Origin of the sequence: Achromobacter ruhlandii (assembly GCF_902859695.1) — a bacterium.
Lineage (GTDB): Bacteria > Pseudomonadota > Gammaproteobacteria > Burkholderiales > Burkholderiaceae_B > Achromobacter > Achromobacter ruhlandii.
The window spans coordinates 117,932-128,315 of record NZ_CADIJL010000015.1; the positions used below are offsets into that span (position 1 = coordinate 117,932).

At 67.0% G+C, this 10,384-nt stretch carries 11 protein-coding genes and 1 tRNA gene; 7 read left to right on the top strand and 5 right to left on the bottom strand.

Annotated features, from left to right (window positions below):
• Positions 1-10: 10 nt before the first annotated feature.
• On the top strand, positions 11-874 hold the full coding sequence (locus HV742_RS18940) for an undecaprenyl-diphosphate phosphatase (protein ID WP_049072916.1): 864 nt from the start codon (positions 11-13) through the stop codon (positions 872-874).
• A 90-nt stretch (positions 875-964) separates the two neighbouring features.
• On the opposite strand, the gene HV742_RS18945 is transcribed toward HV742_RS18940, so the two are convergent.
• From HV742_RS18945 to HV742_RS18955, 3 genes are all read right to left on the bottom strand, one after another.
• Positions 965-1,738 (bottom strand): UDP-2,3-diacylglucosamine diphosphatase, encoded by a 774-nt coding sequence (locus HV742_RS18945; protein WP_059271935.1) that lies wholly within the window; start codon positions 1,736-1,738, stop codon positions 965-967.
• The gene (locus tag HV742_RS18950) at positions 1,731-2,240 is read right to left on the bottom strand and encodes a peptidylprolyl isomerase (protein ID WP_049072918.1); all 510 of its coding nucleotides are present in this window, start codon (positions 2,238-2,240) and stop codon (positions 1,731-1,733) included. The genes HV742_RS18945 and HV742_RS18950 overlap by 8 nt, the downstream gene beginning before the upstream one ends.
• 131 nt (positions 2,241-2,371) lie before the next feature.
• Complete coding sequence (locus HV742_RS18955) at positions 2,372-3,055, bottom strand: tetratricopeptide repeat protein (protein WP_049072919.1); 684 nt, start codon at positions 3,053-3,055, stop codon at positions 2,372-2,374.
• 452 nt (positions 3,056-3,507) lie between these two features.
• Between HV742_RS18955 and cysS the strand changes: the two genes are divergently transcribed.
• The 6 genes from cysS (at position 3,508) to HV742_RS18985 (ending at position 9,432) form a co-directional block, all read left to right on the top strand.
• The gene (gene cysS / locus HV742_RS18960) at positions 3,508-4,962 is read left to right on the top strand and encodes a cysteine--tRNA ligase (RefSeq protein WP_059271932.1); all 1,455 of its coding nucleotides are present in this window, start codon (positions 3,508-3,510) and stop codon (positions 4,960-4,962) included.
• A 20-nt stretch (positions 4,963-4,982) separates the two neighbouring features.
• Positions 4,983-5,627 carry a DNA-3-methyladenine glycosylase family protein gene (locus HV742_RS18965; protein ID WP_006386554.1) on the top strand — a complete coding sequence of 215 codons (645 nt, stop codon included), beginning with the start codon at positions 4,983-4,985 and terminating at the stop codon, positions 5,625-5,627.
• 36 nt (positions 5,628-5,663) lie between these two features.
• Positions 5,664-6,629 (top strand): acetyl-CoA carboxylase carboxyltransferase subunit alpha, encoded by a 966-nt coding sequence (locus HV742_RS18970; RefSeq protein ID WP_049072921.1) that lies wholly within the window; start codon positions 5,664-5,666, stop codon positions 6,627-6,629.
• A 142-nt stretch (positions 6,630-6,771) separates the two neighbouring features.
• Positions 6,772-7,770, top strand: coding sequence for a tRNA lysidine(34) synthetase TilS (gene tilS, locus HV742_RS18975; protein ID WP_254601180.1), 999 nt, complete (start codon positions 6,772-6,774; stop codon positions 7,768-7,770).
• 215 nt (positions 7,771-7,985) lie between these two features.
• Complete coding sequence (locus tag HV742_RS18980; protein WP_049072922.1) at positions 7,986-9,251, top strand: aspartate kinase; 1,266 nt, start codon at positions 7,986-7,988, stop codon at positions 9,249-9,251.
• An 88-nt stretch (positions 9,252-9,339) separates the two neighbouring features.
• Positions 9,340-9,432: transfer RNA gene (locus HV742_RS18985), tRNA-Ser, on the top strand.
• A gap of 147 nt (positions 9,433-9,579) precedes the next feature.
• Here the strand turns inward: HV742_RS18985 and HV742_RS18990 are convergent.
• Together HV742_RS18990 and HV742_RS18995 are read right to left on the bottom strand one after the other, a co-directional pair.
• Positions 9,580-9,813, bottom strand: coding sequence for a hypothetical protein (locus HV742_RS18990; RefSeq protein WP_068953584.1), 234 nt, complete (start codon positions 9,811-9,813; stop codon positions 9,580-9,582).
• A gap of 21 nt (positions 9,814-9,834) precedes the next feature.
• Positions 9,835-10,384, bottom strand: a 550-nt coding sequence (locus HV742_RS18995) for a FixG Ig-like domain-containing protein (protein WP_302478801.1), incomplete at its 5' end; no start/stop codon positions are given.

Genomic DNA, 10,384 nt, shown 5'->3' on the forward strand with positions numbered 1-10,384 from the left:
CCTTGCCATCGTGACTGATACCACGCTCTATCTCATCAAGGCCTTCATCCTCGGCATCGTCGAGGGGCTGACCGAGTTCATCCCGGTGTCCAGCACCGGCCACCTGATCCTGATCGGCGACTGGCTCAACTTCGAATCCAGTCAGGGCAAGGTGTTCGAGGTGGTGATCCAGCTGGGCTCGATCCTGGCGGTGATGTGGATTTTCCGCGCGCGGCTGCTGCAGCTGATCCGCGGCACCCTCACCGGCGTGCCGAGCGAAGTGGCCTTCACCCGCAACCTGCTGATCGCCTTCCTGCCGGCGGCGGTCATCGGCGCCATCTTCATCAAGTCCATCAAGCAGGTGTTCTACCACCCCAGCGTGGTGGTGGTGACGCTGGTGCTGGGCGGCCTGATCATGCTGTACGTGGAACGCCGCACCCGCCATACCCCCGGCGACGTGCCGGGCGCGGCCGACGACACCGCCTCGGACGAGCGCGCCACCGCCCGCACCCTGGAACAGATCACCTGGAAGCAGGCGCTGGGTGTGGGCGTGGCGCAATGCCTGGCCATGATCCCCGGCACCTCGCGCTCCGGCGCCACCATCATCGGCGGCATGATCGCCGGCATCCAGCGCAAGACGGCCACCGAGTTCTCGTTCTTCCTGGCCATGCCGACCATGCTGGGCGCGGCCGTGTACGACATGTACAAGAACATGGACCTGCTGACCCAGCACGACCTGTCCGGCATCGCCGTGGGCTTCATCGCGGCATTCCTCAGCGCCATGGTGGTGGTGCGCGCGGTGTTGCGCTTCGTGGCCAACCACACCTATCGCGTGTTCGCCTGGTACCGGATCGTGTTCGGCGCGATCGTGGCGGCCTGGATCTTCACGCGCTGACGCCCGCGCCCCGCAAGCCGGGGGGCAAACAGAAAGGGCCGCGTAGGTGACGCGGCCCTTTGCTTTGCTCGGACAGGATGGGCGTATCGCCTAGGCGGCGGTTTCCAGGTCGTAGAACTGCAGCCCGTCACGGTCGATGACCAGCCAGCCGCCGCGCGGCGGCGAGGCGTGGTCACAGTCCCAGTCGGGCAGTACCCAGCGCTCGCGCTTCACGCCGTCGACCTCCAGCACGTGGCGGGCGGGGCGGTGCGTGTGGCCGTGCACCATCAGGGCCACGCCGCTGTCGCGGAAGGCCTGCTCGACGGCGCCGGCATTGACATCCATGATCTCCATGGACTTGCTCTGGTTGGCCATCTGGCTTTCGCCACGCGCTTGCTGCGCCATTGCCAGCCGCTCGGGGATGGTCTTGGCCAGGAACGCGGCCTGCCACTGCGGGTTGCGCACCATCTGGCGGAACTGCTGGTAGGCCGCGTCGTCGGTACAGAACTCGTCGCCGTGGGTCAGCAGCACATCGCCATGGTCGGTCTGCAACAGCGCCGGCTCGGGCAGCAGCCGGGCGCCGACGGCGCCGGCCAGTTCCTCGCCGATGAGAAAGTCGCGGTTGCCGCGGCCCAGCCACAGCGGAATGCGGCTGGCTGTGGTCCGCAGCGCGGTCAGCGCCGTGGCGAGCCACGGCGGCGCGGCGCGGATCACGTCGTCGCCGATCCAGGCGTCGAAGATGTCGCCCGGCAGCAGCAGGGCGGCGGCTTCTTCCTCGGCCGCCTGCAGGAAGGCCAGGAAGGCCTCCGCCGTGGCCGGCGTGGCCGGTCCCAGGTGCAGGTCGGAGGCCAGCCAGATCGGGCCGGACAGGGCGATCTTATTCAAGAACTTCGGCCTTCTCGATGATCACGTCTTCGTTCGGCACGTTCTGGTGGAAGCCCTTGTTGCCGGTCTTCACGCCCTTGATCTTGTCGACCACGTCCGTGCCTTCGGTGACGCTGCCGAACACGGCGTAGCCCCAGCCGTTCGGCGTGGGCGCGGTGAAGTTCAGGAAGTCGTTGTTGGCGACGTTGATGAAAAACTGGGCGGTGGCCGAGTGCGGGTCGCTGGTGCGGGCCATGGCCAGGGTGTACTTGTCGTTCTTCAGGCCGTTGTTGGCCTCGTTCTCGATCGGGGCATGGGTCTGCTTCTGCTTCATGCCGGGCTCGAAACCGCCGCCCTGGATCATGAAGCCGTCGATCACGCGATGAAACACCGTGCCGTTGTAGAAGCCTTCCTTGACGTAGGTCAGGAAGTTCTCGACGGTCTTGGGCGCCTTGGCGGCGTCCAGGGTGATGACCATGTCGCCTTGGTTGGTGTGAAGCTTGACGCGGGGATTGGTGCTCATGGCTTTTGTGCCTTCAGAGGTGGAGTTGGAGGGGGCGGCCGCGGGCGCGGCGCTGACGAGCGCCGGGGCAAACGCCAGCGCGAACGAGCACGCCGTCAGGCGCAGCAGGTGAAGAGGGGAGTAGCGGGACATCATTTGCGTTGCTTATCCTTCAGCATGGTTTCGACTTCGCGGGCCTTGTCCTGCATGCCGGGCACGCCTTCCTTGGCGGCCTGCTTGTAGGTGCGCAGGGCCTGCAGCAGTTGCAGGTCGCCCAGGTTGGCGCGCGCGGCGGCGTAGCCCGGGTCCGCGCGCAGGGCCATTTGCAGGGCGTCCTGCGCTTTTTCAAGTTCGCCCCGGCTGGCATATAGAGCCGCCAGGTTGTTCCAAGGTTCCGGCAGCTCGGGGAAGCGGGTCGTCATCTCGGTGTAGATGTCGATGGCCTCGGCCTTGCGGTCGAGCTGGGCCAGGGCGCGCGCATGCTGGAACATCAGCTGCACGTCGGTGCCGCGCTGGTCCTTGATCTCGGCCTCGCGCTTTTCGATCATCGCCAGGGCTTCGGCGTTCTCGCCGCGGTTCAGCAGGCGTTCGATGTGCGTGGTGATCTGCGAGGCGGACGGTTGCAGGCGGGTGTCCACGCTGGGCTGCATCGACTTGAGCACGTTGGACAGGCCGTCCCAGCCGCCCTCGGGCGGAATCGGGTCCAGGGTGGTGCGATTGGCATTCGGGTTCTCGCCCGAACCGCCGGCCATGGACTGGGCATGGGCGCCGGCCAGCGGCGAACCGGCCAGTGCCAGGGCGAGCAGGGTGACGCAAAAACGCGGCTTGATAGTCACGTGGGCATCCGTTAAAAGTCGTGGCCGGCCGGCGCTGACGCGCGCGGCCGGGCCGCTTGCTATACTTGACGACCGCCATTTTAGCCTTGGTTGAGTTTTTGGCTCGACAATAGGTGAAGCCAGTGGGTAAAACCATCGGGTGCCCGTGGGGGAGGCCTGTTTGGGAAGTCCGTTTGGGAAGCCCATTTGGGAAGCCCATTTGGGCAGTCCATTTGGGCCGCCTGAGGGAAGCCTCAGGAAGCCCCGGGGAAGCCCATGTTGGAAGCCCCAAGGGCTAGCCTGCTGGTGAAATTTGGACGCCGGGGAGGGGTTCCTGGATCCACGCAAACTGGATGACGCGAACCCGGGCATAGCCCGAACCACCCGGTCGGACGGCAAGCCTCGAAGGTATCGTCCTTCGGGCGCAACGTTTCCGCGGCCGCCACGGAAAGAACAGGACCATCACAAGCGCCATGCTGCAAATCTACAACACGTTATCGCGTACCAAAGAACCGTTCAAACCGGCCCAGGCCGGCCAGGTGCGCATGTACGTGTGTGGCATGACCGTGTACGACTTCTGCCACCTGGGACACGCCCGCATGCTGGTGTCCTTCGACGTGGTGCAGCGCTGGCTGCGCGCCAGCGGCCTGGCGGTCGACTACGTGCGCAATATCACCGACATCGACGACAAGATCATCCGCCGCGCGGTCGAGACCGGCCGCCGCATCGGCGAAGTCACCGAGTTCTACATCGACGCCATGCACGCCGACGAACGCGCGCTGGGCGTCGAAACGCCCGACCGCGAGCCGCGCGCCACCGAGTACGTGGGCGAGATGCTGGACATCATCGGCAAGCTCGAGCAGAAGGGCCTGGCCTACCAGGCCGACGACGGCGACGTGAACTACGCCGTGCGCGGTTTCGAAGGCTACGGCAAGCTGTCCGGCAAGACCCTGGACGACCTGCGCGCTGGCGAGCGCGTGGCGGTGGGCTCGGCCAAGCGCGACCCGCTCGACTTCGTGCTGTGGAAGTCGGCCAAGGAAGAAGAACCGGCCGACACCAAGTGGGAATCGCCCTATGGGCTGGGCCGTCCGGGCTGGCACATCGAGTGCTCGGCCATGAGCAAGTCGCTGCTCGGCCTGCCGCTGGACATCCATGGCGGCGGCCCCGACCTGAAATTCCCGCACCACGAGAACGAGATCGCCCAGACCGAGGGCGCCTTCGGCGGCGTGCTGGCCAACATCTGGATGCATTGCGGCCCGCTGATGGTCGATTCGGACAAGATGTCCAAGTCGCTCGGCAACTTCCGCACCATCCGCCAGACCATCGCCCAGGGCGAACCGGCCGCCGACGCGGCCCATTACCGCGTCAACGTGCGCGAGGCGGAGATGGTGCGCTTCTTCATCGTGCGCAACCACTACCGCAGCCCGCAGAACTACACGCCCGACAACCTGGTCGACGCCCAGAACGCGCTCGACCGCCTGTACCAGGCGCTGCAGAACGTGCCGGCCGACGACCAGGGCATCGACTGGAACGAGCCGCAGGCGCAGGCCTTCAAGGCTGCCATGGACGACGATTTCAACAGCTCGGGCGCCGTGGCGGCCCTGTTCGAACTGGCCTCCGAGGCCAATCGCGGCAAGAGCGCCCGCAGCGCCGGCCAGCTCAAGGCCCTGGGCGGCCTGCTGGGTCTGCTGCAGCAGGATCCGGCGACCTACTTCCAGTCGGCCACGCGTTATTCGGCCGCCGGCATGGGGCAGGGCGCGCGCCCCGAACTGGACGCCGCCGCGATCCAGGCCCGGATCGACGCCCGCGCCGCCGCCAAGGCCGCGCGCGACTTCGCCCAGGCCGATCGCATCCGCGCCGAGCTGCGCGAAGCCGGTATCGAGCTCGATGACAAGCCGGGCGGCCTGACGCAGTGGCGTCGGGCGTGAACCCCCTGGATACGCCCGCCATGTCCCCCGTAGATACCGAGATTCCCAAGCCGGATTATTGGGAAGCCGCCGTCGCCCACCTCATGCGGCGCGACCGCATTCTGAAAAAGATCATTCCCCAGCACCCCGAGGTCTGGCTGACGTCGCGCGGTACGCCGTTCGTGACGCTGGCCCGCGCCATCATCGGCCAGCAGGTCTCGGCCAAGGCGGCCGACGCCGTCTGGGACAAGTTCCTGGAAGCCGCCGGCAAGCGTCCCACGCCGGTGGCGGTGCTGCGCGTCGGCCTGGAAGGCCTGCGCGCGGCCGGCCTGTCGCAGCGCAAGGCCGAATACGTGCTGGATCTGGCGGTGCATTTCGGCGAACGCCGGGTGCACCCCGAAAAATGGGCGGCCATGGACGACGAGGCCGTCATTTCGGAATTGACCGCCATCCGCGGCATCGGACGCTGGACGGCGGAGATGTTTTTGATTTTCAATCTGCAGCGGCCCGATGTTCTGCCGCTGGATGATCCTGGGTTGCTCAAGGCAATCTCGCTACACTATTTCAGCGGCGAGCCTGTCTCGCGCTTCGAGGCTCGCGAAGTCTCGTTGGCGTGGCAACCCTGGCGTACCGTGGCAACCTGGTATCTGTGGCGCAGTCTGGAACCGACGCCGGTCCAATACTGACGCAATCCAGGTCGCCCATCTACGGAACCACACTACATGCGCAATACATTTCTGGAATTTGAACAGCCGCTCGCCGAGCTTGAGAACAAGATCGAGCAGCTGCGCTATGTGCAGGCCGATTCGGCGGTGGACATCTCCGACGAGATCGGACGTCTGCAGCAGAAGAGCCAGTCGCTGGCCAAGGAAATCTACGCCAAGCTCACGCCTTGGCAGACGGCGCTGGTCGCGCGGCACCCCCAGCGCCCCTACACGCTGGACTACGTGCGCGAGATCTTCACCGACTTCCACGAGCTGCACGGCGACCGCATGTACGCCGATGACCAGTCCATCGTGGGCGGCCTGGCGCGCTTCAATGGCACGCCCTGCATGGTGATCGGCCACCAGAAGGGCCGCGACACCAAGGAACGCGCCGCGCGCAACTTCGGCATGCCGCGTCCGGAAGGCTACCGCAAGGCCCTGCGCCTGATGCGCCTGGCGGAAAAGTTCGGCATTCCCGTGTTCACCTTCGTCGACACCCCGGGCGCTTATCCCGGCATCGGCGCCGAGGAACGCGGCCAGTCCGAGGCCATCGGCCACAACCTGTACGCCATGGCCGAACTGAAGGTGCCCGTGATCGTCACCATCATCGGCGAAGGCGGCTCGGGCGGAGCGCTGGCGATCGCCGTGGGCAACACCGTGCTGATGCTGCAGTACGCCACCTACGCGGTGATTTCGCCCGAGGGCTGCGCCTCGATCCTGTGGCGCAGCGCCGACAAGGCGCCCGAGGCCGCCGAGGCCCTGGCCATCATCGCCCCGCGCCTGAAGGACCTGGGCCTGGTCGACCGCGTCATCAATGAACCCGTGGGCGGCGCGCACCGCGACCCGCGCGTCATGGCGCGCCTGCTGCGCCGCGCGCTGGGCGATGCCCTGCGCCAGCTGCAGGGCATGACGCCCGAGCAACTGGTGGAACAGCGGGTGCAACGCCTGCTGTCTTACGGCGCCTTCCAGGAAGTGCGCGCCTGAGCGAAGCGCGCGCGCCGGCCTTGGTCGGCGCCGCGGCCGCTTCCGGCCCGCGCCCGCCGCCATGACTTCCCGCCCCGCGTCCGACTCGACTGCCGCGGGGACCCCTTTCCCCCATCCCGTCTCGCCCGACCTGATCGCGGCCCTGCGCCGCGCCCTGCAAGCCCTGCCGCGGCCGCCAGGGCGTTTCGCCGTGGCTGTCAGCGGCGGCGCCGACTCGGCCATGCTGGCGGTCCATGCCGCCGCCGTGGCGCGGGAACTGGGCGCCGGCGTGGCGCTGCTGCATGTGCATCACGGCCTGCAAGCCGCCGCCGATGGCTGGCGCGATCAGGTCGAGGCGCTGGCCGGGCTGCTGGAATTGCCGCTGCGGCAGGCCCGCGTCGCGGTCGACGCGGCCGGCGGCAAGGGCATCGAGGCGGCCGCGCGCGACGCCCGCTATGCCGCGCTGGCGCGGCTGGCGGACGAGGAGGGCATTGGCGTGGTCCTGCTGGCGCACCATCGCAATGACCAGGCCGAGACCGTGCTGCTGCGCCTGCTGCGCGGCACCGGGCTGGCCGGCATGGCGGCCATGGCGCCGCTCACATCGCGTGACGGCCTGACCTATCTGCGACCGTGGCTGGAGCAGGACCGGGCGACGATCCTGCAGGCCGCGCGGCAGTTTGCCGACGCCACCGGCTGGCACGCGGTGCAGGACCCGACCAACGCCGATCCGCGCTACACCCGCGCCGCGCTGCGCGAATTGCTGGCGCCGGTGCTGGATGCGCGCTGGCCCGGCTGGCGCGCCATCGTCGCGCGTCACGCCCGGCACATGGCCGAAGCCAACGAGATCCTGGACGAGGTGGCGCGCGAGGATTTCGCCGCGCTGGAGCCGGGCGCGGACGGCGCCAGCTTCTCGCTGGCGGCCTGGCGGCGACTGTCGCCGGCGCGCCAGGCGCACGTGCTGCGCCACTGGATGGCGCAACAGGGCGCCCGCATGCCGACCGAGGCGCGCCTGAACGACCTGTTGCGCCAGCTGCGCGGCCTGCACAGCCTGGGGCACGACCGCCAGTTGCGGGTCGAACAGGCCGGCCACGTGGTGCGCTGCCATCGCGGGCGGGTCTGGATCGAGCCGCGGCCGGATCCGCAACCGCCGGCGTCACGTTAGCGCAAAGGTGGGGGCGCCCGGTGCCGGCAGGCGCCGCGCGCAGTGAAATCCGCGGCTGACGCCGTCGAATTCTGGCCAGAACGACATTTTTCCGGAAAAAACGACCGTTCCCTGGAAAGAAAATTCCATGGCCTGCGCAAATTTTTACCGTCGGGATAGAATATGAGGTTTTGCCCGTCAACACTCTTGCGGCGGGTCCCCAGCCAGAGTACGAGATGTCCCTGATCGTTCATAAATATGGCGGTACTTCGATGGGCTCGGTCGAGCGCATCAGGAACGTGGCGCGACGCGTCGCGAAGTGGCACGCTGCCGGCCACCAGGTTGTCGTGGTGCCGTCGGCCATGGCAGGCGAAACCAATCGCCTGCTGGGCCTGGCGCGCGAGATTACGCCCCAACCCGACGCGCGCGAGCTCGACATGATCGCCGCCACCGGCGAGCAGGCCAGCAGCGGCCTGTTGGCCATCGCGCTGCAAGCCGAAGGCGTCGCCGCCCGCAGCTACGCGGGCTGGCAGGTGCCGGTGCGCACCGATTCGTCGTTCACCAAGGCCCGCATCACGTCGATCGACGACGCCCGCATCCGCGCCGACCTGGACGCCGGCCGCGTGGTCATCGTCACCGGCTTCCAGGGCGTGGACCCTGACGGCCACATCACCACCCTGGGCCGCGGCGGCTCCGACACCTCGGCCGTGGCCGTGGCGGCGGCGCTCAAGGCCGATGAATGCCTGATCTACACCGATGTGGATGGCGTCTACACGACCGATCCGCGGGTGGTGCCCGAAGCGCGCCGCATGGCCGTCGTTTCCTTCGAGGAAATGCTGGAAATGGCCTCGCTGGGCTCCAAGGTCCTGCAGATCCGCTCGGTCGAATTCGCCGGCAAATACCGTGTGCCGACGCGGGTGCTGTCCTCGCTGACCGACCCGCTCATCCCGCTCGACGAAGAAATGTGTTCGGGCACGCTGATTACTTTTGAGGAAGACGAAAAAATGGAAGCCGCCGTTGTCTCCGGCATCGCCTTCAGCCGCGACGAAGCCAAAATCACCCTGCTGGGTGTTCCCGACAAACCCGGCATCGCCTTCTCGATCCTGGGCCCGGTCGCCGCCGCCAACATCGACGTCGACATGATCGTGCAGAACCAGTCCGTGGCCGGCACGACCGATTTCTCGTTCACCGTGAACCGCAACGAGTTCGCCCGCGCCGTCGACCTGCTCAAGCGCGAAGTGATCCCCGCCGTGGGCGCGCGCGAGCTCTCGACCGACGAGAAGGTCGCCAAGGTTTCCATCGTCGGCATCGGCATGCGCTCGCACGTTGGCGTGGCCAGCCTGATGTTCCAGACGCTGTCGCAAGAGGGCATCAACATCCAGATGATCAGCACCAGCGAAATCAAGACCTCGGTGATCATCGACGACAAGTACATGGAACTGGGCGTGCGCGCGCTGCACAAGGCCTTCGGCCTGGACCAGGCGCCCGCCACCAAGGTCTGATCGGAACGGACACAGCACGATTTTTTCCCTGCCGCGCCTTGGTTGCGGGCAATAGTGTAAAAAGTCGTGCTAGAATCTCGTTCTCTTCGGAGATGTGCCCGAGAGGCTGAAGGGGCTCCCCTGCTAAGGGAGTATGTGGCTAAAAACTGCATCGTGGGTTCGAATCCCACCATCTCCGCCAGATTCCCTGCCTGGCATGCCAGGCAGGTAAAAAACCCGCAGAACGCAAGTTCTGCGGGTTTTTTCTTGGGCATTCCTGTTCTTGGGCATCTTCGCGGATACCTCTGCGGGTACATACGGCGGCGCGCGTTCGGCCCGGCCCGAAGATCTACAGACTGTCCGACGCCGGCGGCGAGGATACCGCATCGACCTGCTCGATCACCAACCCGCGCGTGACCACGCCTTCCTGGATCGGCTGGTTGCCGAAGTACGTAAAGGCCAGGTAGATCGTGATGGCGCAACCGATCACCGCCAGGAACGGCCCGGCCATCAGGAACCACGGCCAGGGTTCGCGGTACCAGGGCTTGACCATCGGTGGCGCGGCAACAGGGGCGGTATTCATCGTCGGTATCCTTTTCCAGATTCACTCGGGCACGTAGAAACTTGCGGGTTCATCGGTCTCGATCGACCGGTTTTCCTGATCGCGGGCACGGGCCCGCAGCGTGATCGGGTGCGCGCCCGGCTCGGCCCCGGCCGGCGCGCGGATCACCATCGGCACCAGCTTGTTGGCCGCCGGCTCCACGTCCACCACGTCCGACTCGCCCTGCCCGGCGCGCACCGCCAGCCCAGGCATGCCGTCGGCCGACAGCCGCAGCCGCAGCGGCGAATCCGAGGTGTTGATGATCTGCAGCCGGTACACGTTCTCGATCATGCCGCCCGCCACCTCTCGACCCAGCGCGCCGCGATCGCGGATCACGTCCACCCGCAGCGGGTTGCGCATCGCCAGCGAGGCCACGAACGCCACCGCCAGCACCAGGATCAGCGAGCCATAGATCAGCACCCGCGGCCGCAACAGGTGCGAACGCGCGCTTTGTGTCGACAGCCCGTCCAGCATGGCGCGCTCGGACGTGTAGCGGATCAGCCCGGACGGATACTGCATCTTGTCCATCACCTGCTCGCAGGCATCGATACAG

Excerpts from the sequence above, each read along its gene's own strand:
- HV742_RS18950 (WP_049072918.1), bottom strand. The coding sequence starts at position 2,240 with ATGAGCACCAATCCCCGCGTCAAGCTTCACACCAACCAAGGCGACATG.
- cysS (WP_059271932.1), top strand. The coding sequence starts at position 3,508 with ATGCTGCAAATCTACAACACGTTATCGCGTACCAAAGAACCGTTCAAA.
- HV742_RS18965 (WP_006386554.1), top strand. The coding sequence starts at position 4,983 with ATGTCCCCCGTAGATACCGAGATTCCCAAGCCGGATTATTGGGAAGCC.
- HV742_RS18970 (WP_049072921.1), top strand. The coding sequence starts at position 5,664 with ATGCGCAATACATTTCTGGAATTTGAACAGCCGCTCGCCGAGCTTGAG.
- HV742_RS18980 (WP_049072922.1), top strand. The coding sequence starts at position 7,986 with ATGTCCCTGATCGTTCATAAATATGGCGGTACTTCGATGGGCTCGGTC.
- HV742_RS18990 (WP_068953584.1), bottom strand. The coding sequence starts at position 9,813 with ATGAATACCGCCCCTGTTGCCGCGCCACCGATGGTCAAGCCCTGGTAC.